Source organism: Pseudomonas sp. IT-P12 (assembly GCF_949767465.1).
Lineage (GTDB): Bacteria > Pseudomonadota > Gammaproteobacteria > Pseudomonadales > Pseudomonadaceae > Aquipseudomonas.
This window is the reverse complement of sequence record NZ_CATKPY010000003.1, coordinates 20568-46331: the sequence shown is the minus strand read 5'-3', so window position 1 is coordinate 46331 and position 25764 is coordinate 20568. Positions and strand designations below refer to the sequence as shown.

The window sequence follows — 25764 nt, the reverse complement described above, 5'->3', positions numbered from 1 at the left end:
GGCACGCCTCAGTCGAGTTTGTCGCTGTCCACATGCCATTTGGCGAGCAGTCGGGTGTAGCTGCCGTCACTGCGCATGTCGCCGATGATCTGCTGCACCGCCGCCGTCAGTTGCGGGTCGTCCTTGCGAATACCCAGGCCGGTGAGAATCCGGCTGAACGCCGGCACCCCTTCCTCGAACAGATCCGGGGCCATGGCCGCGTAGTAACCGGCGGTTTCCACCGTGGTGCCGTAGGCGTCGACCTGGTTGATGCGCAAGGCCTGGAAGGCGTCGGTGTCCGTGTTGTAGACCACCAGTTTCATCGGTGCCTTGCCCGCCTTGGCCAGGGTGTCGTTCTGTGCGTCGAGCAGGGTCTTGATGGTCGAGCCGTTCAGCACGGCCACCTTGTGCGTGGACAAATCGTCCAGCGTCCTGATGTGTTTCGGGTTGCCCTTGGGCACCACCACCGCCTGACTCGAATACATGTAATTGACGATGTCGATCACCTCGCGGCGCTCGGGCTTGTCAAACAACTGGTCGACGATCATGTCGCATTGCCGGGCAAGCAGCGCCGGCAGCAACCCGGAGAACGGAATCACCCGCCACGTCACCTGCTTGTTGCCCAGGCGCCTGGCAATTTCCTCGCCGAGGTCGACCGTCAGGCCCTTGGGCTTCTGCGCCTCGTCGAACGACACCAGAGGCGGCGAATCCATGCCCGAGCAGTACGTGAGCTTGTCGACCGTCTGTAATCGCTCCGGCACCACGGGGGCAGCAAGCGCCCACTGTGCGCAAAGTCCAAGGGATACCGCGGCAAGCAAGGCGCTTGTTTTGTGCATGACCAGACACTCCAGTTCGGTTAGTAACGGGGGCAGTACTCAAAGTCACAACAGGGTCGGGCTCAGGCCCGCTTCGAGGCTTATTTTTCTGTTTGCAGGAATTTGATCAGCTCCGGGACTGTGCCTTCGATGTGCTCGCGCACCACCGCCTCGGCCTGTTCGGCATTGCCAGCGCGAATTGCATCGAGGATCACGGCGTGCTCCTGGCGCGCACTCAGGGGTTTGTCGACGTGCTGCAACCACAGGCGCATGGGCGCCTCGATCAGCGAATACAGGGCCGAAATCTGCTTCAGCAGCCGGGGCCGGCCGCTGAGGCTGCACAGGTATTCATGGAACTTGCGGTGGCGGCTGACCCATTCGGCGCTTTCGTCGCGGTAGTCATCCATTTCGTCGAGCAGGCGTTCCAACGCCGCCAGCTGGCGCTCGCCGATATGGGCCACGGCCACCCGCACGGCCAGGCCTTCGAGAGCGCTGCGCATCTCGAACACTTCGTGCAATTCGTCGATATCCAGGCCACTGACGATCGCCCCACGGTTGGGCCGCAGCGTGACCAGACCCTGTGCATCGAGGCGGCGAAACGCTTCGCGCACCGGCATGCGGCTCATCCCGATTTCACCGGCGATGTCCTCGGCAATCAGCCGGTCGCCCTTGCGGTAACGGCCGCAACAGATCGCTTCGAGGAGAAAGTTGTAGGCCTCTTCCTCGGCGGTCAGGGGCTGACGTTCAACGAAAGCGGGAGCGAATTGCATGGCGGCACCTTTTGAATTTTTGTATCCAATTATCCACGGATGCAAAAAGCACAATGCGTGCCAGGCGTCGACCGAGCGGCCCAAACAATTGATTTAAATGATTTATATGAACAATCTTGGCGCGAAGGTGAACGGGTGCGCCCGCCCCGAACAGGTGACGATTGCTACCTAATGGCTCAAAACGAGGTTCCAAAAGGGTGCAGAACGGTATCGAAGTAACACCTGGAGGTAAGGATTTAGCGTGGCGAAAAGCATGTCAGGCGTACCGCGACTTCCGTATTAACTCGGTGTACCCGAGCCCGTTGTCTTTTGGTCTCAAGTAGCCATCTTGCGTTGGACGCTGCGCTGTGCGGCTGCAATCCTGCGCCGGTGCGCCGGATCGGCAGCCTCAACGAAAAGGAGTTCCCACATGCTTGGTTACTACGCCCAGTACAGTCACTATTACATCACCCTCTTGATGGCCTGTACGACGCTGTTCTTCGCCCTGCCGATTTTCATCGCGCCCCTTGCCTGGGCCCGTGCAATGCGCTGGACGATTCCCGAGCACCCGCATCTGGCGATCTATTTCGGCCGCTGCCTGGGCGCGTTCATCCTGGTCATCGAAGTGGCGATGCTGCGCTCGGCCAGCACCGGTACGTACTTCAGCTATGCCTTCGATTTGCTTTTCGTGGTGTTCAGCCTGATGTTCGTGGTGCATGTCTACGGCGCGATCAAACGCATCCAACCCATCACCGAGACGCTGGAAATCGGCTTCTGGATGATCCTGTTCGTGCTCAACGTGCTGTTTTATCCGGCCACGTCGATCACGCTCTGAAACAGGCGGCGCGGCGACGCGAAAAACGCCAAACGCCAGACAGCAAAAAGCCCGCTAAAAAGCGGGCTTTTTCCGTGGTGACCTGGCGTTCAGTGCTCCAGGTGACCGAATATGGCGCAGCGGACGGGACTCGAACCCGCGACCCCCGGCGTGACAGGCCGGTATTCTAACCGACTGAACTACCGCTGCGCGTAGCGTTGAAAGCAAGTGGTGGGTGATGACGGGATCGAACCGCCGACATTCTGCTTGTAAGGCAGACGCTCTCCCGGCTGAGCTAATCACCCTGTACCTTCGTTGCGGGGCGCATTGTGCCACAGATTTTCATAATGTGTTGATTTAATTGATAAATATCTCAAAAAAATCTGAAAACCCGTGATCCGATACGACCTGCAGAAACAACAGGCGAAAAAAAGCCCGCATCAGCGGGCTTTTCGTTGGTGACCTGGCGTTCAGTGTTCCAGGTAACCGAATATGGCGCAGCGGACGGGACTCGAACCCGCGACCCCCGGCGTGACAGGCCGGTATTCTAACCGACTGAACTACCGCTGCGCGTAACACTGGAAGCGAATGGTGGGTGATGACGGGATCGAACCGCCGACATTCTGCTTGTAAGGCAGACGCTCTCCCGGCTGAGCTAATCACCCTTCACTTTCGGTGTGGCGCGCATTCTACGGAGCAGCCCCACCTCTGGCAAGCACTTTTTTAAATAATTTTTTCAGGCCTTCCAAAGGCTTAGAGAAGGGTTGGCCTATGGCGCCACGAAGAGAATAATGCCCCACTTTGTATAAAGGAGAGACTCGCCCCATGTGGTTCAAAAACCTGCTTATCTATCGCCTGACCCAAGATCTGCCTTTTGATGCCGAGGCGTTGGAAACTGCACTGGCCACCAAACTGGCGCGTCCCTGTGCAAGCCAGGAGTTGACCACCTACGGTTTCACCGCGCCCTTCGGCAAGGGTGAGGATGCGCCTCTGGTGCACGTCAGCGGCGACTTCCTGTTGATTTCCGCGCGCAAGGAAGAACGCATTCTTCCGGGCAGCGTCGTGCGTGACGCGGTGAAGGAAAAGGTTGAAGAGATCGAAGCCGAGCAAATGCGCAAGGTCTACAAAAAGGAACGCGACCAGATCAAGGATGAAATCATCCAGGCCTTCCTGCCTCGCGCCTTTATCCGTCGCTCGTCGACCTTCGCCGCCATCGCGCCGAAACAGGGCCTGATCCTGGTCAACTCGGCCAGCCCGAAACGCGCCGAAGACCTGCTGTCGACCTTGCGTGAAGTCATCGGCACCCTGCCGGTACGTCCGCTGACCGTGAAGATGGCCCCGACCGCCATCATGACCGAGTGGGTCACCACTCAGAAAGCCGCAGACGACTTCTTCGTGCTGGACGAATGCGAACTGCGCGACACCCACGAAGACGGCGGCATCGTGCGCTGCAAGCGCCAGGACCTGACCAGCGAAGAAATCCAGCTGCACCTGAGCACCGGAAAGGTGGTCACTCAGTTGTCGCTGGCCTGGCAGGACAAACTGTCTTTCGTCCTCGACGACAAGATGGTGGTCAAGCGCCTGAAGTTCGAAGACCTGCTGCAGGACCAGGCGGAACAGGACGGTGGCGACGAAGCCCTCGGCCAGCTGGACGCCAGCTTCACCCTGATGATGCTGACCTTCGGCGACTTCCTGCCGGCACTGGTGGAAGCGCTGGGTGGGGAAGAGATGCCGCAGGGGATCTAGCGCTTGCTGTGGGAGTGGGCAAACCCGCTCCCACTAGGTTTTGATGCTTACTGAATAAGGAACAGGCCATGCGTGCACTGGCTGCATTGAGTCGCTTCGTCGGCAACACCTTCGCTTACTGGGTCCTGATTTTCGCCGTGGTGGCGTTCCTGCAACCCGGGTGGTTCATCAACCTGAAAGGCGCCATTGTGCCGCTGCTGGGGCTGGTGATGTTCGGCATGGGCCTGACCCTGAAACTCGAAGACTTCGCCGAAGTCGCCCGCCATCCCTGGCGCGTGGCTCTGGGGGTTGTCGCTCATTTCGTGATCATGCCCGGCGTGGCGTGGTTGCTCTGCCAGGCTTTCCACCTGCCACCGGAAATCGCCGTTGGCGTGATTCTGGTCGGTTGCTGCCCAAGCGGCACCTCGTCGAACGTGATGACCTGGCTGGCGCGTGGTGACCTGGCGCTGTCGGTGGCCATCGCCGCCGTCACCACTCTCCTCGCCCCGCTGCTGACGCCGGCGCTGATCTGGCTGCTGGCCTCGGCCTGGTTGCCGGTCTCGTTCATGGAGCTGTTCTGGTCGATCCTGCAAGTGGTGCTGCTGCCGATCGTGCTCGGCGTGGTCGCCCAGCGTCTGCTCGGTGACCGGGTTCGCCACGCAGTGGACGTGCTGCCGCTGGTGTCGGTGGTGAGCATCGTGATCATCGTCGCGGCAGTCGTCGCGGCCAGCCAGGCGAAAATCGCCGAGTCCGGCCTGCTGATCATGGCGGTGGTGATGCTGCACAACAGCTTCGGTTACCTGCTGGGCTATTTCACCGGGCGCCTGTTCAAGCTGCCCCTGGCCCAGCGCAAGTCCCTGGCCCTGGAGGTCGGCATGCAGAACTCCGGCCTGGGCGCCGCGCTGGCGAGCGCACACTTTTCGCCGCTGGCGGCCGTGCCCAGTGCGCTGTTCAGCGTCTGGCACAATATTTCCGGGGCATTGCTCTCGACGTATTTCCGCCGGATGAGCGAGAAGCAGGATCGCGACACCGCAGGGCAACAGGCCACGGACTGAGTCCACGCTTGATCCCCGGTTTAATGATGGGCACTCTATGGCGCAACGCGAGGACGACCTTGCGGCTCATTCGAGTCATTACTCTGGGGACGACCCCGTCATCGATGGAGGTCTGTCATGTCCTGGATCATTCTATTCTTTGCCGGCCTGTTTGAAGTGGGCTGGGCGGTCGGCCTGAAATACACCGACGGCTTCAGCCGCCCTCTTCCCACCGCCCTGACCGTGGCCGCCATGGCCATCAGCCTGGGCCTGCTGGGCCTGGCCATGAAGGAGTTGCCGCTGGGCACCGCCTATGCGATCTGGACCGGCGTCGGGGCCGTCGGCACGGTCATCGCCGGTATCATCCTGTTTGGCGAGTCCATGGCGCTGTTCAGGCTCGCCAGCGTGGCGTTGATCGTGGCCGGGCTGATCGGCTTGAAAATCAGTACCTGAGCAACGCTCGCTCATGAAAAAGCCCGCCCCTCTGTCCATAGAGGGGCGGGCTTTTTTCAGGGTGGCGTTGGCTGATCAGCCTTCGGCCAGTGCCATGCGCTCACGGGTCACCGAAGTCTTTTCCGTGTGCTCCAGTTGCATGCAGCGCTCCAGGAACAGGTACATGTAGTCGTAGCTTTTGCAGATGGCCTGACGCAACTCGCCCTGCAGGGATTTGCTCGGGTTCATCCCGGCCAGCGTGCAGATGATTTCCAGCGCTTCCCAAGGATGGGCGTCGTCATACTGGGCATGCATCTTCAGCCACTTCATGGCCCGCTTGCGATCCTCCTCGGGAAACGCCGCCGCATACACGCCCGTCGAACAGACCAGCGCCGACCACTCTCCGGTCGCGCCTTCAATGGCGTAGTTGGTGGCGGCAATAGCGACGATCAGCGAGTCCGCCGAACTGGTGTGCCAGCACCAGTGGCTCAGGGCGTGAAGTTCAGGCGCAACCTGCTGCGCCTGCAAGTCCTCGAGGCTGACGCCATGTGCGCGACTCCAGTGCACCCAGTAGTCGGCGTGGTTCAGTTCCACACGAATGTTGCGCATCAGCCAGCGACGCGCCATGTCCTCGCCGGGATGGCGGGCGAAGCGGGTCTTGGTCAGGTTCTGGGCCATGTAGAGCGCGAATTGTTCTACCACCGGCCAGCCACCGATCAGGTAGTGACGCATGGTCCTGGCGCTGAGCTTGTTATCGCGCATGCGCTTGTACAATTCGTGCTCGACGACCCGGCGTTTACTCTCGCTGCAGTCCTGGATCAGTTTCTGAGCCCAGGCGGGGTAACTTGCAGCTTCCATGAGGGGTCCGGTTCGGTTGAATGAGTCGATCACTGTCGGGTTCCTTCTGATTGTGATTGTAAGGATCAGCGAGAGATTTCAACGGAACGTGCCAGGCGCCTTGAACAGCAAAGGTTGAGGCCTGGCAGGACGACATTGCAGACTATCGCAGGTAAACAGATGCGGGCGCTCAATGACATACCCTTGAGCGTAATCCACCCCGATTTCCAGCAATGCCTGCTCGATCTGGGGCGTTTCAACAAACTCGGCAATCGTACGCTTACCCATGACATGGCCGATGTGATTGATCACCTCGACCATGGCGCGGTTAATCGGGTCGTCCAGCATATCCTTTACGAAACTCCCGTCGATCTTCAGGAAGTCTACAGGCAAATGTTTCAAGTAAGCGAATGAGGACATTCCGGCACAAAAGTCATCCAGCGAAAAATGACAACCTAAGCCTTTGAGCTCGTTGATAAATCTGATTGCGCTGCCAAGATTGGAAATTGCGCTGGTTTCAGTGATTTCAAAACAAATCATTTCAGGCGGTATCGCGTAGGCCACGAACTGCTCACGCAGGAAATCGAGGAACGCCTCGTCTCCGATGGTGCTGCCTGACAGATTGATCGCACACATGGCCAATGGCCCCTTGTTTCGCTCGGCGATGCACTGGGCAATGATCTTGAATACGTTCTGCACGACCCAGCGATCAAGGGAGCTCATCAGGCCATAACGCTCGGCGGCCGGGATGAAACTGTCAGGGAGAATCATGCGACCGGCTTCATCATGCAGGCGCAACAGGATTTCAATATGGCCGCTGCCCTGTTCGGCCTGCCCCAGGGCCGCAATTTCCTGGGCGTACAGACAGAAGCGGTCTTCCTCCAGCGCCATGTGCAGACGCTGGACCCAGGCCATCTCACCGAAGCGCAGGGACAGTTCCGAGTCATCGGCGTGATACACCTGAACCCTGTTTCGACCCTTTTCCTTGGCCATGTAGCACGCCATGTCAGCCGCGCGCAGTGAGGTTTCGAGGGTGGTCGGGTGCTGGTTGACGTGGACCAGCCCGATGCTCACGGTGGTGACGAATGGTCGGCCTTTCCAGACGAAATGCAGGTTTTGCACGGTCTGACGCAGGCTCTCGGCAATTTTTTCCGCCGCTTCCGGGGCGCAATTCTCCAGCAGGATGCCGAACTCGTCGCCGCCGAGCCTGGCCAGGGTGTCGCCCTCGCGCAAACCCGATTGCAACAGCGCGCAGATATGCCGCAGCAGCTCGTCCCCGGCGGCATGACCACAGGTGTCGTTGACCAGCTTGAATTGATCCAGATCGAGGAACATCAGCGCATGGCGCGCTGGCAGTCGGGTCAGACCGTGCAGCACCTGTTCCAGGCGATATTCGAACTCGCGGCGATTGGCCAGGCCGGTCAAGGCATCGTGGGTCGCCTGCCAGGACAGGTTGGCGATGTACTGCCGTTCCTGGGTCATGTCGTGCAGGACCAGCACCGTGCCGCTGACTTTGCCGGCATTGCGGATAGGCGCCCCCACCAGGGTGACCGACACCGTGCTGCCATCCAGGCGCTGGATCAGCTTGGAGTGTTCACTGCCGCCGGTGAGCTGGCCGCTCTGGATGCGTTCGATCAGTGTGAAGCCCTCGGCCTGGGCGTTTTCGTCCAGCACATTGAACAACGCAGCCAGGGGCAGGCCGCTGGCCTGTTCGGCTTTCCAGTGGGTCAGGGCCTCGGCCGCCGGGTTCATGTAGGTGATGGCACCTGCCACATCCGTGGTGATCACACCGTCACCGATCGATTGCAGGGTGATCTGTGCCCGATCTTTCTCCAACTGCAAGGCGTCGGCAAATGCATGGCGTTGCTTGAGCAGCTTATGGGTGCGCATCAGGGCCAGGACGATCAGGCCCAGGGCGGTGGCAAGGTTGGTGATCAGCAACAGGCGAAGAATGACCCGCGAGCCCTCCCCCAATGCATCGCTGAACGCTCTCGCCGCCGGTGTGACCTCGTCGTTGATGGCAAAAATCTGCGCCTTCCAGCGTTGAATGTCAGCGTCGGAGGCCTGAGCAGCGGTGATGTTCTGGTGCATCTCCCGGGCAACTTCATCGAGCTTGACCAGGTAAGCGTCCCCCACAGTCCAACGGTCTATGGCCTTTTCCAGGTAACTGAAGTGACGAAAATTGAGGTACAGCCAGATCAGACTGGAAACGTCATCCGGGTGGTTGCCGCCCTTGAGAATCGCCACCCGTGCGGCCTCGATGTCAGGAGGCTGACGATCCAGCGCCACGCGCAACTCATGGCCACCCTGAGGCACAGCGATAGCATTCTGAAATTTATGAAAGATCGTCTCGTCACGACTGTCGGCGTAGAGATTGAGGTAATAGATCGCGTCTTTCTGGCCCTTCGACCAAAGGCTTTCACCGGCTACATAACCGCGCACCGCCGACAGAACATAAAGGCTGACGCCGCCCAACAGCGCCTGAAACAGCACCACGGCAATAAAAGGCCATACGATGCCCAGCAACCGTGGCGTTCCGAGAGTCCGCGCTTGATTCATGAGGTCCCTTTATTAAGCACTGCTTGATCGTCTTCCGGACGAAATCGCTACCGCAAGACTAGGGGGCGTTTTCAATTCCGGCAAGCGACGGATCTGCGCCCACGCCCTGCACGCGCGGAAGGTAGATATGTACCACCCGAGCGCATTTCGAAACCGATGTACTGCACGCCCGGCTTTCCTCCCATGCAGGAGGGGAAAGCGTTATAAGGAGTGCGACATGCCAACGAGCCCTTTTACTGCATCTGATTCACCCACCACCGAAGAAATGTGCGCCAGGCAAGCCCTGGGCCTGAACAACGGCCCGGATATAGACACATGGCTCCTCACCCCCACAGCCCGGGATCGAAGACGCCACAAAGCGCTCGCGCGTACGTCACCCGGACTCGATCTCGATCTGACAACGGAAACCCTTACCCGACTGGTCCAGACCGTCAAGACCTTCCTGGACGGCAAGCCTTCGTTGATCGGGTATTTGTCGCGCGACACCCTGGGATCCGTCTCACAGGAAGCATTGCGCGCCCGCCCTTCGGTCTACCTCAAACAGATACTCGATGCGCAGCCCGCTCAGGATCTGGCGGACCGCCTGCTCAAAGCGCTCAGGTGGTACGGTGCGCGTCCTGGCGAGCAGACACCGGTCAGCGTCAGGTACCTGCTGGTGTGCAAGGCGCTCTATTTTTATCTGCACTCGACGTCAGTGGACCGGAGCGACGCATTCGCCGGCTTCAACTGGTCGGATCCGAGCCATTGGGGCAAAAGCTACAACGCGCTGCGCGAGGATTTCGAGCAGCATCTGCTGCGCGTTCGATGGGCCACCACCCCCCAGGAATCAGTCATCCTGGCGCAAGTGCTGCAGACCTGGCTCTCAAAGGACTTCTCGGTGCCGGACATTCCGCCCGATCTGCGCTACAGAAGTTCGGTGGTGTGGGTGAATTTCATGCACGGTGTGCTGCTGGCCGACGAGCTTGGCCTGGACCGAGCCACCCCGCTGTCCTTCCAGACGCTGATCAATCTGCCCCTGGAACACAGTGCCAGCGCATCGCCGCCAGAGCTTGCAACCATCACCCGGCTGAGGATCGGTCCAGCACTGCAATGGGCGGTCTGCATGGGACTGGTGACTGCAAAAGCACAGTCCGACTACGACGCGCAGGACATTCAGCGTGCCCTGGAAGCGCTGGAGGCCCAGAGCGAACAGTTGAGCGACGCCGTGCAGCGGCTGGATGAGCGCCCGCCGGATCGACTGCAAATGGCCAAGCGGATCAAGGATGAACTGTGGGGGGCGAAGGCCTTCGAAACCGACGGCCACCGGCTGCTCGCCCTCCCCCCTGCGGACCGCGCAGGCGCCAGGGATGTGCCAACCCTGAAACTGCCGGGCCACGGTTTTCTCGACGTCTACGTGGACGGCCAGTTCGATGATGGACAAAGATGGACCGTCACGCAGTCCGACGGGACCACGCCCACCCGGCAGACCTTCCGGGTCGACAGCCAGCGAACGACCCACTCGGAACGCCTGGATCCTCAAGGCGAGTACAGAACGGTGTTCCACGGGGACGTTGCCATTGCTTCCGGCAAGCTACTGCCGGATATCAACGCGCAGTTTTCCACCGCCTTTGAGCAGCACCTCTCGACCCTGCGGGTAGCCTATCAGCCCCTGATCGCCAGCCTGCTGGCTTCATTGCCATTGGCGGAACGCCGGGCGCTGGAACAGGGTGACGTGCACGTGCTGGGGTTGCGACAGACCCTCAAGAAAAATGGTCAATCGGAGGTGGTCCGGGCCAGGAAAGGTTTCCTGCTCAAGGTGACCCACGCGCACATCATCACCTATTACGAGGTGATCCCGAGTGCAGGCTTCATATGCCAGCGAACCACCTTGAGGTTTTCGACCATCAATGGCGTACGCACCGAGTTTCCCCTGCACGCCTCGATTCCCAACCAGAACTACGCCCCTGAGCAGAACCTGAGCACAACGCTCCTGCTGGACTGGTCTGCCCACGTTCATGGCAGGGTGCCAGCCGCCAGGGCGTATTGCGTAGGCTGCCTCGACAGCATGGCGCACATCCCGGCAACGGTTCCCGCCGACTCGATTGTGATCGGTGAAGCCATGGCACTGACGCCGAGACTGCAGGCGATCGCTCAGCGCATTGCAGCGAAGTATCTGTTCGTCGACGAACATCATCTGCGTCTGCAGGCCCGCGGCCTGACGGCCTTCGACACCCTCAGGGCCGAGGGCAAGCAGCGTCGGGAGACGTTCATTGCCACTGTCAAAGCGTTCGCGCCCTTCTGGGGCAGCATCGAGGACCTGATGTCGGACGACATCGAGACGAAGGTCATCGGCGGGGTGGGACTGGTGTTCGACCTGGCGTCATTCTTCTTGCCCATCGGCAAATTCATTTCCGGCTCGATGCGCCTGGCCAGGCTCGGCAGCGGGGCTTCGCGCATGGCCGTCAAGGCGACCCTGCCATCCTATTCAACGCTGACCCGCAAACTCTTCACCGCTTCGCTGCGAAACCTGAACCCGCTGGACGGCATTCCGTCACTGCTGAAATCGACGTTCAGCGGTATCGGCCGTTCGCTCTTCACCCTCGGTCGACTGGGCATAAAAGGCGTCAAGCACCTGATCGGACATTCGGCAGACCACTATCGCCTGGCCGACCACCTCTACCAGGTCAGCGACCCGGGGCGTTGGAGACCGCTGTCCAATGGCGATCAACTGGCAACGATCAACGGCATCGATGACGTGCTCGTGCGCAACACCAGCACATCGGGTGGCAGACGCTTGCACCTTGTCGACCCGGTGACGTCCCTGCCCTACGGGCCACGGCAGCCCGACAACCTCAGGCAAGGGCGCTCGACGTTCAATATGCTGCCCGCGACCAAATCCCACGCCCTGGTAGAGGTACCAGGCCACGCCCACGTCCGTGAACTGCTTGAGGTCGATGGCCGTACCACGCTGCTGATCGATGACATCCCCTATCGCCTGGACGGCGATCAACTGCGCCGTGCCGACCTGATCGACGATCAGTCGATCTACAAGCACCTCCCCTGCCGGACACGGCGCATGGACGGCCCCGACACCGTTTGCACTACCCGCTATGTCACCCACACCCCGGCACCGACGCCGCCCCCTGGCAGCCATGACCCGGGCAAGGGCTTTGCCGAGTGGTTCGGCGACAGGGTCTATACGCCGGCTTTCGTAACGCGGCCATTGCTGCTCAATGCCCTGCGCACGTACAAGCGGCTCAATGCCCGCCTGTTGTTCCAGAAAGGCATCTACGGACGGATCAAGGTGCGGATCCGCCGCGGCAACCGTTTCGATAGCCTGGAGACAGGCGCCATCGTCGTCCCCGCCCTCAATGAGCCCAAGCACTATGTCTTCACCCGCCTGGGCCCGGGAGATTTCTATGTCGCCGAGCGCCGTGCAGGGACAGGCGTCTTCGCACCGCTGACCCTGCACACGGCACAAACCCTGCCCGCTGACCTTGCCGACGAATTGAAGACCGTCTACACCGGCTCCCTGAACGCCAACAACATGGCCAGGATTCATGGCGCAAGCGCCGTCGAGCGTGCGATGAAAACCATGGACGACATTGCGATTCCCATTGGCGGTCACGCCAACCCGCCGGACGGGCTCAAGTGGCTCAAGGTCGACACCAGTCCGGGCGAAGCGGTGCTGTTCGACCATCGAACGCGAATGATCGTGACCCAGCTGGCGGACGGCGCGGCCTCCTGGTCCCGCAGCCGCAACGCTTCGGACACCTTTCGCCAACGGACCGCAGAGATCTTCGACACCTTGTTCAGCGAAAAGACCATCACCGTCGAGAGGAACAGTGACTTGAAGATCAACAAGGCCATGGACAGGTTCCAGGCGCTGCTCCCGGCCAATTTTCAATCGCAGAATCCGAGGAACATTGCGTTCGCGGACGTGCTCACCGCTGAGGGCAAACGCGAGGTCTATGTCAGTGTGTCGGGAGGACTGGGACTCACCGGAGAGCTGCCGCTGTTCAAGGCTCCTTTTCCGCCCGATGGGGTGATCGTCAACGGCACCACTTACTTCAATGTCGACTTCGGCCAGACCTTCCCCCGAACGTCGCTGAACCTCTCAAGCGATGGAAAGGTACTGGCCATTCCCCACACCATCAAGGACATCGATGCCTACACACCGCAGATGACCCGCCGCCCGACCTCCCTGGACAGCGAAGCCAAGCTGATCAGCACACTCCGGGAAAAGTACCCGCAGAACAACCTGCTGGCCTCGGTCGACGTGGCCACCACCATGCCGCCGTGCAACAGCTGCTCGGTGGTGATCAAGGCGTTCGGTCATGACGGCGCCGCCGACGCCCTGCAGGTACTGTGGCAATGACCTACAACTGCTGCAAATGCCCGTAGAGCTTGGCGTACAACCCGCCATCGGCAATCAGTTGCTGATGGTCGCCATCCTCGGCAATCTGCCCGCCGTCGAACACCAGGACCCGGTCGGCCTGCTTCACCGCTGACAGGCGGTGGGCAATGATCAGCGTGGTGCGCTGGCTCAGGAACCGCGCCAACGCCTGGTGCAGGTTGTATTCGGTGGCGGCATCCAGGGCCGAGGTGGCTTCGTCGAGAATCACCACCTTGGGCTCCGCCAGCACCATTCGCGCAATCGCCAGCCGCTGCCGTTGGCCGCCGGACAAACGCACGCCGGAACGGCCGACGACGCTGTCCAGGCCATTGGGCAGCTCGCGGATGGTGGCGTGCAACTGGGCGATTTCCAGGGCCTGCCAACAGGCTTCGTCGCTGCGGTCACGGCCCATGGTCAGGTTGGCCCGCACGGTATCGTTGAACAGCGCCGGGTGTTGCAGGACCACGGCGACGTTTTCCCGCACGGTTTCCAGGCCGATTTCCTGCTGGGTCGATCCGCCGAAGCGGATCGTTCCGGCCAGTGGCGTATACAGGCCCAGCAACAATTGCACCAGCGTGCTCTTGCCGCCACCGCTGGCACCGACGATCGCGACTTTTTCACCGGGGGCAATCGACAGGTTCATCTGGTTCAACACCAGTTCGTCGCCGTAGCCAAAACTCAGCCCCTGGACTTCGATGCCGACGGTCTCGCGACCGACGAACGGATCGACACCGCCCGGGTATTCGGGCTCGTCGGCCCTGGCCAGCAATTCGTTGATCCGCGACAGCGCACCACCGGCCGCGTAGTAGGCGTATTGCAGGTTCAGCAATTGCTCCACCGGACCGATCATGAACCACAGGTAGCTGAATACCGCGAGCATCTGGCCGATGGACAGGTCGGAGAACAACACCGTGAGCATGGCGGCGGCACGGAAGATATCGATGCCGAACTGGAACAGCAAACCGCTGGCCCGGTTCGAGGCATCGGTTTTCCATTGCGACGTCACGGCGTAGTCCCGCACTTCCCGTGCACGCTGGCCGAGGCGTCCGAGGAAGAAGCCCTGGCGGTTGCCGGCGCGGACTTCCTGGATGGCATCGAGGGTTTCGGTCAGCGCCTGGGTGAATCGCGAGGTACTGTCGTTCTCGAGCTTCTTCAGATGTTTGACCCGCTTGCCCAGCAACACCGTGGCGTAGATCACCAGCGGGTTGAACAGCATGATCAGCAGCGCCAGTTTCCAGTGCATCCAGATCAGGATGCTCGCGGTGCCGACCAGGGTCAGCATGGCCACGAGGAAACGGCTGAGGGTTTCGCCGACGAATTTGTCCAGGGTATCCAGATCGGTCACCAAGTGCGTGGTCACGGTGCCGCTGCCCAGGCTTTCGTATTCGCCCAGTGAGATGCGTTTGAGCCGCTCGATCAACCGGGTGCGGATGCGGTACACGATGTCCTTGGCCAGGGCCGCGAACAACCTGGCCTGCACCACGTTGAACAACAGGGCCGCGCAGCGCAGCAACAAGGTCACCAGCAGCATCAGGCCGATGTACCCCGCCGCTTTCTGCCAGCCCTGCGGCAGCAGGTGGTTCATGACCTTCAGCGCAGAGTCGCCGTGCCCCAGCAGCACTTCGTCCACCAGCAACGGCAGCAGCAAGGGGATGGGCACACTGCACAGCGTCGCCAGCAAGGCGACGCCATTGGCGATCCACAGGGCTTTCTTGTGTTGCAGGGCCAGGCGGCGTATTTCCGCCCAGCTCAGTCGATCGACACGCCTGGTGGCGGCTGTTTCATCGTGCCGGTCATGCACAGGCGGCGCGCTCCAGCCAGCGGCCGAGCAACGGTGACAGGACGCTCAGGGGCTGGTAACCATTGGTCAGCAAGGCCAGTTGGCCGTCACGTTCGGCCAGCAGGGTCGGAAAGCCGGCGATGCCCAGGTCCTGGACCCAGGTGAAGTCGGCGGCCGTCGCCGTGTGCATGTCGGCCCGGTCGAACGCGGCCGCGAACTCGATGCGCGGCACGCCCGCCTGTTCCGCCAGTTCCACCAGCACGCTGGCGTGGGTGACGTCGCGACCCTCGACGTAGAACGCCTGCTGGATCAGGCCGAGCAGTGTCCATGCGCAATCCGGTGCCAGGCTGCGTGCGGTGACCAGCGCACGGCAGGCCGGCTCGGTGTCGTAGACAAAACCTTCGGGCAACGCACCTTCGGTCTTGAACGGTTGGCCCGTGGCCTCGGTGACCGCTTGCCAATGCTCGAGAATATAGCGACGGGTGGTTGGTTCCAGCGCCGAGCCGCTACCGGTGCGCAAGCCGCCCACTACCAGGTGTACTTCCACACCGGCCGCCTGTGCCTGCTCGACCAGCGCTTTGGCCACTGGCGCAAAGCCCCAGCACCAGGAACACATCGGGTCCATCACATAGAGCAGGCGGCGTGCAGACATGGTTCAGGCCTCGGAAGGGGTTTGCTTGTAGTTGTAGCCGATCGGGTGAGGCATGTTGCGAGCCTTGGCCAATTCGATCTGCTTCTGCCGGTCAATCGCGCTGCGCCGGGTCTTCTCGCTCAGGTTATCCCAGCAATGCGGGCAACTGATACCGGCCACATAGTGCTCGGATGCGCGGTCTTGCACACTAACCGGCGTGCGGCAGGCGTGACATTGATCGTAGTCACCTTCGCTGAGGTCATGACGCACGGTCACGCGGTTGTCGAAGACGAAGCAGTCGCCCTGCCATTTGGTTTCTTCCTGTGGCACCTCTTCGAGGTACTTCAGAATGCCGCCCTTGAGGTGATAGACCTCGTCGAAGCCTTCGCTGAGCATGTAGCTGGAAGCCTTCTCGCAGCGAATGCCGCCCGTGCAGAACATCGCGACCTTCTTGTGCACGGCCGGGTCGAAGTTGGCTTTGATGTAGTCGGGAAATTCACGAAAACTGGTGGTCTTCGGATCGATGGCGCCTTCGAAGGTGCCAATCGACACTTCGTAGTCGTTGCGGGTATCGATCAACAGCACTTCGGGATCGCTGATCAGCGCGTTCCAGTCCTGCGGCTCGACATAGGTGCCGACCTTTTTGTTCGGGTCTACACCGTCGACACCCAGGGTCACGATTTCTTTTTTCAGCTTGACCTTGGTGCGGTAGAACGGCTGCTCGTCGCAGTACGACTCCTTGTGATCGATGTCGATCATGCGCGGGTCGTTCTTGAGCCAGGCCAGCAGGCCATCGATGCCTTCGCGGCTGCCGGAGACGGTGCCGTTGATGCCTTCCTCGGCGATCAGCAGCGTGCCCTTGATGCCGTTGTCGACCATGGCTTGCAGCAAGGGCTCGCGCAGCTCGACGTAGTTTTCCAGGGTGACGAACTTATACAGTGCCGCCACGACAATCTGTTGTGTCATGGGTGATTCTCCAGGTGGCTACCCTCGTAAGGGGTGAACCGGATTCAAAAAAAAACGCGCCGGGTCAGCGGCGCGTTGCGGATTCTAGCAAAAAACCAGGGGTCAATGCTTGCTGCCGCCAGCGCAGGTCGGCGAGGCCGGAGCCGTGTCGATCTGTGCCCATTCCTGCGGGGTATAGGTATGCAGCGCCAACGCATGGAACTCGCCCATCAGCTCGCCGAGCGTGCCGTAGACCTTCTGGTGGCGCTTGACGCGATTGAGTCCTTCGAACTGCTGGCTGACCACCACCGCCTTGTAATGGGTTTGCACCCCACGGCTGTGCATGTGGCTTTCATCCAGCACTTGCAGGTAGTCGGGCTGTAGCAGGCCCAACGTCGATTCGATGCGTTGTTGCATGGTCATGCCCGGGCTCCGCTCAAGGCTTTTTCTTGGCAGGAGCGGCAGCCTTCGGCTCCAGCTCGGCCGTCATGTCGGCCAGCAGCTTGTTCACCACCGGCACCGCGCTTTCCAGCTTGGCCTGGGTCATCTGGGCCGATTGCTGGGTCAGCTGTGGCATTTTTTCCAGGACTTTCTTGCCCAGTGGCGACTGGTAGAACGCGACCAGGTCTTTCAGCTCGGATTCGCTGAAGTTGGTGGTGTAGAGCTTGACCATGTCCGGCTTGAGCTTGTTCCAGCCAATGGCCTGGTCCAGCGCGGCGTTGGCCTTGGCCTGGTAGGTTTCCAGCAAGGCTTTTTTCGACTCGGGCGCTTTGGTCTGGGCAAAGCGTTGAGCGAACATCTGCTGCACTTGCATGTACACCGGAGTGCCGAGCTTGTCAGCGTGCGCCAGGGTCAGGAAAGCCTCGGCACTGGCATTGTGGCTGGCGGTATCGGCAAAAACAGGGCCGCTGGCGCAAACCAGTGCAACCGCGGTACAGATGGCACGAAGACGAGTCATCGAGTTTCCTTTTCTAGCAGGCGAGGTAAAACCCCAAGGGCGACCATTCTGCGCCTAAAAAAGTGTGTCACTCAACCCCAAGCCTTGCCGCGCCTGATTTAGAAGGGTTGAATGGTCGAAAACCAGACCGATGGAACCACGGCCGGCATGCACGGCCTAAACTGCGCAATTGGACCTTCAGGAGTGAGCACGATGAGCCGTATCGAAACCGACAGCCTGGGCCAGGTTGAAGTCCCGGAAGAAGCCTACTGGGGCGCTCAGACGCAACGCTCGCTGATCAACTTCGCCATCGGCAACGAACGCATGCCGCTGGCGGTGCTGCACGCATTGGCGCTGATCAAGAAAGCCGCGGCGCGAGTCAACGATCGCAACGGCGACCTGCCTGCCGATATCGCCCGCCTGATCGAACAGGCCGCCGACGAAGTGCTCGACGGCCAGCACGACGACCAGTTCCCGCTGGTGGTCTGGCAGACCGGCAGTGGCACCCAGAGCAACATGAACGTCAACGAGGTGATCGCCGGGCGTGCCAACGAACTTGCCGGCAACCCGCGTGGCGGCAAGTCGCCGGTGCACCCCAACGATCACGTCAACCGCTCCCAGAGCTCCAACGACTGTTTCCCCACCGCCATGCACATTGCGGCCGTCCAGGCGGTGCAGCAGCATTTGCTGCCGGCGATCAGCGAACTTTCCGGCGGGCTGGCGGAGTTGGCCGCGCGCCACATGAAGCTGGTCAAGACCGGTCGCACCCACATGATGGATGCAACGCCGATCACCTTCGGCCAGGAACTCTCGGGGTTCATCGCACAGCTGGATTACAGCGAACGGGCGATCCGCAGCGCACTGCCGGCCGTCTGTGAACTGGCCCAGGGCGGCACGGCGGTCGGCACCGGATTGAACTCGCCACACGGTTTCGCCGAAGCCATCGCCGCCGAACTGGCGGCGCTCTCCGGCCTGCCGTTTGTCACCGCCCCGAACAAGTTCGCCGCGCTGGCCGGCCATGAACCGCTGACCACCCTGTCGGGCGCGCTGAAAACCCTCGCCGTGACCCTGATGAAAATCGCCAACGACCTGCGCCTGCTGGGTTCCGGCCCACGTGCCGGTTTCGCCGAGGTGAAGTTGCCGGCCAACGAACCCGGCAGTTCGATCATGCCTGGCAAGGTCAACCCGACCCAGTGCGAAGCGCTGTCGATGCTGGCCTGCCAGGTCTTGGGCAACGATGTCGCCGTCGGTTTCGCGGCGAGTCAGGGGCACCTGCAACTGAACGTGTTCAAACCGGTGATCATCCACAACCTGCTGCAATCGATCCGCCTGCTGGGCGATGGCTGCAGCAACTTCCAGCAGCATTGCATTGCCGGGCTGGAGCCGGATGCCGGGAAAATGGCTGAACACCTGGAACGCGGGCTGATGCTGGTCACCGCGCTGAACCCGCATATCGGCTACGACAAGTCGGCGGAAATCGCCAAGAAGGCCTATGCCGAGGGGCTGACCTTGCGCGAGGCGGCGTTGCAGCTGGGGTATCTGACCGATGAAGAGTTCGATGCCTGGGTCAGACCGGAAAATATGCTGGAGGCTGGGGCCAAGGGCTGATTGTTCAGCGTCTGACACACTGCCATCGCGGGCAAGCCCGCTCCTACAGGTGGGGGAAGTCACCTGTGGGAGCGAGCCTGCTCGCGATGGCAGCAACGCGGTCTAGCCGGCCGCCATCCGCGCACGCCGCGCCCGCAGCCCGGTGATCAGCGACGGGCCCAAGGCCACCAGCGCCGACCCCAACACCACCAGCACCGCCCCGCCATACCCCAGGCCATTGATCGTCTCGGCCTGCACGAAATCGGGCCATACCCAGGCGGCAACGGCCACTGCCCCGAAGGTCACCAGCGGTGTGATTGCCAGCGTCGCGCTCACCCGTGAGGCTTCCCAATGCGCCAAAGCCTCGGCGAACGCGCCATAGGCAATCAGCGTGTTCATGCAGCACGCCAACAGCAGCCAGCCTTGCAGAGGGTTGAGTTGCAGTGCTTCGAGCGGATGGACCCACGGCGTCAACAGCAGCCCACAGAACAGATAGATCACCATCATCACCTGCAACGAATTCCACACCGTCAGTAATTGCTTCTGTCCCAGGGCGTAGAACGTCCAGACCGTGGACGCCAGCAACACCAGCAGCACGCCGGCGGTGTAGTCGCTCAGCGAAGTGAGCAGCTCGGTCAGGCGCTGGTTGAAAAACAGTCCGAAGCCGATCAACAGCACCAACAGTCCAATGCCCTGCCCCAGGCTGAACCGCTCCTTGAACACGAACACACTGGCGATCAGCAACATGATCGGCCCCATCTGCACCACCAGTTGCGCGGTGCCGGGGCTGAGCAGGTTCAAGCCCATCAGGTACAGCACGTAGTTGCCGACCAGCCCGCACACCGCCATCGCCACCAACCAGCCACCGCGCGGCCCGAGCACTTTGCGGCTGGGCAAGCGTCGGGTCGCCGCCAGGTAAATGAACAGGCAACTGCCGGATACCATCAGTCGAAACCAGGTGACCGTCACCGGGTCCATCACCAGCAGCACTTGCTTGAGCTTGATCGGCAGGATTCCCCACAACAGCGCGGTCAACAGGGCCAGGAACAGTCCGTACACCCAGCGACCGGATGAAATGTGCATGCGTACCTCAGGGCCAGATGGCAGAAACCACCATTCTAGGCGCAGCGGCCGATGGCACACAGGGACAGTTGGCGAGCCGACGCGAATGAAACTGTGCGGGTCGCAACGATAAATTGGCGATTGCCGTCGATCGGGTCGCCAGGCACTGCAAGCGGTTCATGCATAAGCTGATGGCAGCCATTTACCTTCAGGAGACCGCCATGTACGGCATGCGCGCCCAGGACAACGCTCCCGCCACGCACTTTCGCAGTGACCGGGTGTGTCGAGTCAACGGGGAGTTGTACTTCAGCACCCGGGAGAACACCCTGGAGGGGCCTTTTGACAGCATGGAGCAGGCCGAGCGCGAGATCGAGGCGTACATCGGACGGATGCAGCGTCTGAGTGCCGGGCGCTAGACCCGGACGTCGATGACCGCCACCGGCAAAGCGGTCCCGCCCCCACAGTGGATCAGCATTTGCCGAATCCTTGTGGGAGCGAGCCTGCTCGCGAGGTGCTCGAAGGCTCGCTACACAGGTGAATGACTAGCGCACCGCTTCAAACAACCCGGTAGCCCCCATCCCACCGCCCACGCACATGGTGACGATGCCATAACGCAACTGGCGTCGCTGCAACTCGCGAACCAGATGCCCGACTTGACGCGAACCGGTCATGCCGAAGGGGTGGCCGATGGAAATCGAACCGCCGTTGACGTTGTACTTCTCGTTATCGATGCCCAACCGATCACGGGCATACAGGCATTGCGAGGCGAACGCCTCGTTGAGTTCCCACAGGTCGATGTCGGCGACCTGCAATCCCCTGGCCTTGAGCAGTTTCGGCACCGAGAATACCGGGCCGATGCCCATCTCGTCCGGTTCACAACCGGCGACGGTGAATCCACGGAAAAACGCTTTCGGTTTCAAGCCCAGCTCCAGCGCTTTGTCCAGGCTCATCACCAGCGTCATCGACGCACCGTCGGACAGCTGCGACGAGTTGCCCGCCGTGACCGAACCGTCTTCGGCAAACACCGGTTTCAACCCGGCCAGGCTTTCCAGGGTGGTGTCCGGGCGGTTGCAGTCATCGCGATCGACGACGCCGTCGAGGATCTGCACCTGGCCGGTGGCCTTGTCCTCGACACGGTATTTCACCGCCATCGGCACGATTTCGTCATCGAACAACCCGGCCGCCTGCGCCTGGGCGGTGCGCTGCTGACTTTGCAGGGCGTACAGGTCCTGCGCTTCACGGCTGACGTGATAACGGCGGGCGACCACTTCGGCGGTCTGGCCCATGGGGAAGTAGATACCCGGCACCTGTTCCTTCAGCAACGGGTTGATCAGGTTGTCGGTGTTGACGCTTTTCATCGTCAGGCTGATGGACTCGACCCCACCGGCGACGATGATGTCGCTGCACCCCGAGGCGATCTGGTTGGCGGCGATGGCAATCGCCTGCAGGCCCGAGGAGCAGAACCGGTTGAGGGTCATGCCGGCGGTGCCGGTGCCCAGGCGCGACAGCACCGCGACGTTGCGTCCGATGTTGTAGCCCTGGGCGCCTTCGTTGGAGCCGGCGCCGACGATGCAATCCTCGACGCTCGCCGGGTCGATGCCGCTGCGTGCCAGCAGTGCATTGACGCAATGGGCCGCCATGTCGTCCGGGCGGGTCTGGTTGAACTTGCCGCGAAAGGACTTGGCCAGGCCGGTCCGCACGCTGTCGACGATCACCACTTCACGCATGGCATACCTCATTGTTGTTGTCGGTTGAGAGTGGACCGAGCATAAGTCCAGCCCTCACCGCCCGCGACAATCATTCACCCGGCGTATGCGTCACCATCGGCCCGCCCCTTGAACTACTTGTGTTTTTTCCCGTGCCTGTCGGACTTTTCGAAGGCCGCTTCCAGGGCTTCGTTGAGGGTGCGCAACACCTTGATCCGGGCCCAGCGCTTGTCGTTGGCTTCCACCAGCGTCCAGGTGGAAATCTCGGTGCTGGTGCGATCGACCATGTCGCCGACCGCCGCCCGGTAGGCGTCCCACTTTTCGCGGTTTCGCCAGTCGTCTTCCGTGATCTTGAAGCGTTTGAACGGGGTCTGTTCGCGTTCTTCGAAGCGCTCCATCTGCGTGTCCTTGTCGATGGCCAGCCAGAACTTGACCACCACCACGCCGGCATCGGCGAGCTGCTCTTCGAAGTCGTTGATCTCGCCGTAGGCTCGCAGCCAGTCGGCAGGACTGCAAAAGCCTTCGACACGTTCGACCAGCACCCGGCCATACCACGAACGGTCGAACACGGTGAACTTGGACCGTGCCGGAATATGCCGCCAGAACCGCCACAGATAGGGATGCGCCCGCTCCTCCTCGGTCGGCGCAGCGATGGGCACAATGCTGTATTGCCGCGGATCGAGCGCCGCCGCCACCCGACGGATCGCCCCGCCCTTGCCCGCCGCGTCATTGCCTTCGAACACCGCAACCAGGGCATGGCGGCGCATGCGTTTGTCGCGCATCAGCCCGGAGAGCCGCGCCTGTTCGGTGATCAACTGCTCTTCGTAATCCTCCTTTTCCAGACGCTGGGTGAGGTCCAGGCTGTCGAGCAGGCTGACCCGGTCGACGCTGCTGGCCAACGGCGCGGCACTGACTTTATCCGGGTGGATGTCAGGTCTTTTCAAGGCGCTCTGCAGGCCTTCGAGCAGGATCTTGCCGACCGCCAGGCTGCGATAACGCGGGTCCATGCCGGCAATCACGTGCCAAGGGGCATAGTCGCGGCTGGTGCGGCGCAGAATGCGCTCGCCGTATTTGACGAACTTGTCGTAGGTCCGGGATTGCTGCCAGTCCAGCGGGCTGATGCGCCAGCTGTGCAGCGGGTCGTCGGCCAGGGATTTGAGCCGCGCCTTCATCTGCTTCTTGGACAGGTGGAACCAGAACTTGAAGATCAGCGCGCCTTCGTCGCAAAGCATTTTCTCCAGACGCTCCGCGCCGTTGATGGCCTGGTCGAGTCGCGGGTCCTTGAACACGCCGTGGACCCGGCCCTGCAACATCTGGCTGTACCAGTTGCCGAAGAAAATGCCCATGCGCCCCTGGGCCGGCAGCATCCGCCAGTAACGCCAGGCCGGCGGTCTGGCCAGTTCCTCGTCGGTCTGCTGGTCGAACGTGCGGACCTCGATCAGTCGCGGGTCCATCCATTCGTTGAGCAGCTTTACCGTCTCGCCCTTGCCCGCGCCTTCGATGCCGTTGATCAGGATGATCACCGGAAAGCGCTTTTGCTGTTGCAGTTCGAACTGCGCGTCGAGCAAAGCTTCGCGTAGCGCGGGGACTTCAGCGTCGTAGGTGTCTTTGTCGATGACGTGACCGATTTCGGCAGATTCGAACATGGACCGCTCCCTTTCAAGATTGCACAAGCCTAGCGGAAAAACACACGCCTATCAGGACCTCCGTCAATGTCGGGGCTCGCTCCCACGAAGAAGGGCGGGCATGCGCTGGGTCATGGATCAACCCCGGCGATCGGCTAGAATGGCGCCCTTGCCGTTACCGAGCCTGCCATGAAACCTGTCCTGCCCCACGCCCAGCTCGACTGGGATGACCAAGGGCTCCCGCGTTCGCGGGTGTTCGACGATGTGTATTTTTCCGACCTGTCCGGGCTGGATGAAACCCGCTACGTGTTCCTTGAACAGAACGCCTTGCGCGAGCGTTTTGCTGCGTTGCCGGCAGGCGGAAGACTGGTGATTGGCGAGACCGGTTTCGGCACCGGCCTGAATTTCCTCTGTGCCTGGCAACTGTTCGAACAACAGGCGGTGGCCGGTGCGCGACTGCACTTCGTCAGCGTCGAAAAGTACCCGTTGAGTGCCGCCGACCTGCAGCGGGCACTGAGGCTATGGCCGGAGCTCAAGCCGTTCGCCGATCAGTTGCTCGCCCAATACGTGGCCATCCATCCGGGCTTCCAGCGCCTGGTGCTGGCCGAGGGTCGGGTGACCCTGACCCTGTTGATCGGCGATGCGCTGGATCAGCTGGCGCAACTGGACGCACAGATCGACGCCTGGTTTCTCGACGGTTTTGCCCCGGCGAAAAACCCGGACATGTGGACCGCCGAACTGTTTGTCGAACTGGCCCGGCTGGCAGCGCCTGGCTCGACCATCAGCACCTTCACCAGCACCGGCTGGGTACGGCGCCTGCTGAATGCGGCGGGTTTCAAGATGAAGCGCACCCCCGGCATCGGCCACAAATGGGAAATCCTGCGCGGTGCATTCCTTGGCTGGCCAGAGGACGTCCCGCCTCCCGCCGCGGACAAACCCTGGTTTGCCCGCCTGCAACCGCCGGCCGGCGAACGCCGCGCGCTGGTGATCGGTGGGGGCATGGCCGGTTGTGCGACGGCTGCCAGCCTCGCGGCACGGGGTTGGCAGGTCAGCCTGCTGGAGCGCCGCGATGGCCTGGCGCAGGAAGCCTCGGGCAACCCCCAAGGCGTGCTGTACCTCAAGTTGTCGGCCCACGGCACCACGCTGTCGCAGTTGATCCTCAGCGGTTTCGGCTACACCCGGCGGACGTTGGAACACTTGCATCGTGGTCTGGACTGGGACGGTTGCGGCGTGTTGCAACTGGCGTTCAACGCCAAGGAAGCCGAGCGCCAGGCGCAGCTGGCGCAAGCGTTTCCCCAGGATTTGCTGCACACGCTGGACAAGCAACAGGCCGAGGCGTGTGCCGGTATCGGTCTGGCCTCGGGCGGACTGTTTTTCCCCGAGGGCGGCTGGGCGCATCCGCCTGCGTTATGCCGCTGGCAGGCGACGCATCCGAATATCCAGGTGTTGACCCACCACGATGTGCTGCAACTGCGTCGCTCGCAAGGCCACTGGCAGGCCTGGTCTGGCGAACAATTGCTGGCCGATGCCCCGGTGGTGGTACTGGCCGGCGCTGCCGAGATCCAGCGTTTCCCGTACACCCGCCACCTGCCGCTCAAGCGCATTCGCGGCCAGATCACCCGCCTTCCGCAGACGCCTGAAAGCCAGGTACTGAGTACCGTGGTCTGTGCCGAAGGTTATGTCGCGCCGGTACGCCTGGGTGAACACACCCTGGGCGCCAGTTTTGACTTCAACAGCCAGGACCTGAAACCGACGGCGGCCGAGCACGCCGGCAATTTGCAGATGCTGGAAGAGATTTCGGCGGACCTGGTGAACCGTCTCAAGGCCGATGCCTTGTCGCCGGAGACGCTCGAAGGCCGTGCAGCATTTCGCTGCACCAGCCCGGATTACCTGCCGATCGTTGGCCCGCTGGCCGATGCCGAGGCCTTTGCCGACGCCTACAGCGTCTTGAGCAAGGATGCCCGGCAAATACCGGACACCCCTTGCCCGTGGCTGGAAGGTCTGTACGTCAACAGCGGCCATGGCTCCCGAGGGTTGGTGACCGCACCGTTGTCCGGCGAGTTGCTCGCCGCCTGGCTCGATAACGAACCGCTGCCACTGCCCACAGCGGTGGCGCAGGCGTGCCATCCAAACCGTTTTGCCTTGCGTCGGTTGATTCGCGGCAAGGCCTGA

At 61.6% G+C, this 25764-nt stretch carries 20 protein-coding genes and 4 tRNA genes; 8 read left to right on the top strand and 16 right to left on the bottom strand.

Features of this window, described 5'->3' with window-relative positions:
• Nucleotides 1–8: 8 nt before the first annotated feature.
• Nucleotides 9–815: an ABC transporter substrate-binding protein gene (locus ACM6IM_RS01915; RefSeq protein ID WP_414864018.1), complete on the bottom strand. Its 807-nt coding sequence runs from the start codon at nt 813–815 to the stop codon at nt 9–11.
• 80 nt (nt 816–895) lie between these two features.
• On the bottom strand, nt 896–1564 hold the full coding sequence (locus ACM6IM_RS01910) for a GntR family transcriptional regulator (RefSeq protein ID WP_192306153.1): 669 nt from the start codon (nt 1562–1564) through the stop codon (nt 896–898).
• 409 nt (nt 1565–1973) lie between these two features.
• Here ACM6IM_RS01910 and ACM6IM_RS01905 point away from each other — a divergent pair, with 409 nt between their 5' ends.
• Entirely contained in the window at nt 1974–2378 is a 405-nt protein-coding gene (locus tag ACM6IM_RS01905; RefSeq protein ID WP_414864017.1) for a hypothetical protein, read from the top strand.
• A 112-nt stretch (nt 2379–2490) separates the two neighbouring features.
• Here the strand turns inward: ACM6IM_RS01905 and ACM6IM_RS01900 are convergent.
• The 4 genes from ACM6IM_RS01900 to ACM6IM_RS01885 all read right to left on the bottom strand — a co-directional run bounded on the left by ACM6IM_RS01900 (nt 2491) and on the right by ACM6IM_RS01885 (nt 3022).
• Nucleotides 2491–2567: transfer RNA gene (locus ACM6IM_RS01900), tRNA-Asp, on the bottom strand.
• Nucleotides 2568–2586: 19 nt separating this feature from the next.
• Nucleotides 2587–2662 (bottom strand) — tRNA-Val (locus ACM6IM_RS01895).
• A 188-nt stretch (nt 2663–2850) separates the two neighbouring features.
• Nucleotides 2851–2927: transfer RNA gene (locus ACM6IM_RS01890), tRNA-Asp, on the bottom strand.
• A gap of 19 nt (nt 2928–2946) precedes the next feature.
• Nucleotides 2947–3022 (bottom strand) — tRNA-Val (locus tag ACM6IM_RS01885).
• Nucleotides 3023–3182: 160 nt separating this feature from the next.
• Between ACM6IM_RS01885 and rdgC the strand changes: the two genes are divergently transcribed.
• From rdgC to sugE, 3 genes are all read left to right on the top strand, one after another.
• Nucleotides 3183–4103 (top strand): recombination-associated protein RdgC, encoded by a 921-nt coding sequence (rdgC, locus tag ACM6IM_RS01880; protein WP_192306149.1) that lies wholly within the window; start codon nt 3183–3185, stop codon nt 4101–4103.
• Between the two features lie 68 nt (nt 4104–4171).
• Nucleotides 4172–5137, top strand: a complete 966-nt coding sequence (locus ACM6IM_RS01875) for a bile acid:sodium symporter family protein (RefSeq protein ID WP_192306147.1) — start codon at nt 4172–4174, stop codon at nt 5135–5137.
• Nucleotides 5138–5254: 117 nt separating this feature from the next.
• A complete protein-coding gene (sugE, locus tag ACM6IM_RS01870; protein ID WP_192306145.1) occupies nt 5255–5569 on the top strand; it encodes a quaternary ammonium compound efflux SMR transporter SugE in 315 nt (104 codons plus the stop codon).
• A gap of 75 nt (nt 5570–5644) precedes the next feature.
• Here the strand turns inward: sugE and ACM6IM_RS01865 are convergent, their stop codons facing one another.
• Complete coding sequence (locus ACM6IM_RS01865; protein ID WP_207195496.1) at nt 5645–6406, bottom strand: TenA family transcriptional regulator; 762 nt, start codon at nt 6404–6406, stop codon at nt 5645–5647.
• A gap of 78 nt (nt 6407–6484) precedes the next feature.
• Nucleotides 6485–8944, bottom strand: a complete 2460-nt coding sequence (locus ACM6IM_RS01860; protein WP_192306141.1) for an EAL domain-containing protein — start codon at nt 8942–8944, stop codon at nt 6485–6487.
• Between the two features lie 217 nt (nt 8945–9161).
• On the opposite strand from ACM6IM_RS01860, the gene ACM6IM_RS01855 reads away from it, so the two are divergent.
• A complete protein-coding gene (locus ACM6IM_RS01855; RefSeq protein ID WP_414864016.1) occupies nt 9162–13301 on the top strand; it encodes a hypothetical protein in 4140 nt (1379 codons plus the stop codon).
• Between the two features lies 1 nt (nt 13302).
• On the opposite strand, the gene ACM6IM_RS01850 is transcribed toward ACM6IM_RS01855, so the two are convergent.
• From ACM6IM_RS01850 to ACM6IM_RS01830, 5 genes are all read right to left on the bottom strand, one after another.
• Nucleotides 13303–15120, bottom strand: a complete 1818-nt coding sequence (locus tag ACM6IM_RS01850) for an ABC transporter ATP-binding protein (protein ID WP_414864015.1) — start codon at nt 15118–15120, stop codon at nt 13303–13305.
• Entirely contained in the window at nt 15113–15751 is a 639-nt protein-coding gene (locus tag ACM6IM_RS01845; protein WP_192306135.1) for a DsbA family protein, read from the bottom strand. Before ACM6IM_RS01845 ends, ACM6IM_RS01850 begins: the two co-directional genes overlap by 8 nt.
• Before the next feature lie 3 nt (nt 15752–15754).
• Nucleotides 15755–16696, bottom strand: coding sequence for a rhodanese-related sulfurtransferase (locus ACM6IM_RS01840; protein WP_192306133.1), 942 nt, complete (start codon nt 16694–16696; stop codon nt 15755–15757).
• A 102-nt stretch (nt 16697–16798) separates the two neighbouring features.
• A complete protein-coding gene (locus ACM6IM_RS01835) occupies nt 16799–17098 on the bottom strand; it encodes a BolA family protein (RefSeq protein WP_192306131.1) in 300 nt (99 codons plus the stop codon).
• Between the two features lie 13 nt (nt 17099–17111).
• The gene (locus ACM6IM_RS01830; RefSeq protein ID WP_192306129.1) at nt 17112–17633 is read right to left on the bottom strand and encodes a DUF2059 domain-containing protein; all 522 of its coding nucleotides are present in this window, start codon (nt 17631–17633) and stop codon (nt 17112–17114) included.
• 192 nt (nt 17634–17825) lie between these two features.
• On the opposite strand from ACM6IM_RS01830, the gene ACM6IM_RS01825 reads away from it, so the two are divergent.
• Nucleotides 17826–19220: a class II fumarate hydratase gene (locus ACM6IM_RS01825; RefSeq protein WP_192306127.1), complete on the top strand. Its 1395-nt coding sequence runs from the start codon at nt 17826–17828 to the stop codon at nt 19218–19220.
• A 102-nt stretch (nt 19221–19322) separates the two neighbouring features.
• Here ACM6IM_RS01825 and ACM6IM_RS01820 read toward each other — a convergent pair whose 3' ends face one another.
• The gene (locus tag ACM6IM_RS01820) at nt 19323–20282 is read right to left on the bottom strand and encodes a DMT family transporter (protein ID WP_414864014.1); all 960 of its coding nucleotides are present in this window, start codon (nt 20280–20282) and stop codon (nt 19323–19325) included.
• Between the two features lie 200 nt (nt 20283–20482).
• Between ACM6IM_RS01820 and ACM6IM_RS01815 the strand changes: the two genes are divergently transcribed.
• On the top strand, nt 20483–20677 hold the full coding sequence (locus tag ACM6IM_RS01815) for a DUF6316 family protein (protein ID WP_201193057.1): 195 nt from the start codon (nt 20483–20485) through the stop codon (nt 20675–20677).
• A gap of 126 nt (nt 20678–20803) precedes the next feature.
• On the opposite strand, the gene ACM6IM_RS01810 is transcribed toward ACM6IM_RS01815, so the two are convergent.
• Entirely contained in the window at nt 20804–21988 is a 1185-nt protein-coding gene (locus ACM6IM_RS01810) for a thiolase family protein (RefSeq protein ID WP_192306122.1), read from the bottom strand.
• A gap of 113 nt (nt 21989–22101) precedes the next feature.
• Nucleotides 22102–23613, bottom strand: a complete 1512-nt coding sequence (pap, locus tag ACM6IM_RS01805; protein WP_414864013.1) for a polyphosphate:AMP phosphotransferase — start codon at nt 23611–23613, stop codon at nt 22102–22104.
• A gap of 168 nt (nt 23614–23781) precedes the next feature.
• On the opposite strand from pap, the gene mnmC reads away from it, so the two are divergent.
• Nucleotides 23782–25764 carry a bifunctional tRNA (5-methylaminomethyl-2-thiouridine)(34)-methyltransferase MnmD/FAD-dependent 5-carboxymethylaminomethyl-2-thiouridine(34) oxidoreductase MnmC gene (gene mnmC, locus ACM6IM_RS01800; RefSeq protein ID WP_414864012.1) on the top strand — a complete coding sequence of 661 codons (1983 nt, stop codon included), beginning with the start codon at nt 23782–23784 and terminating at the stop codon, nt 25762–25764.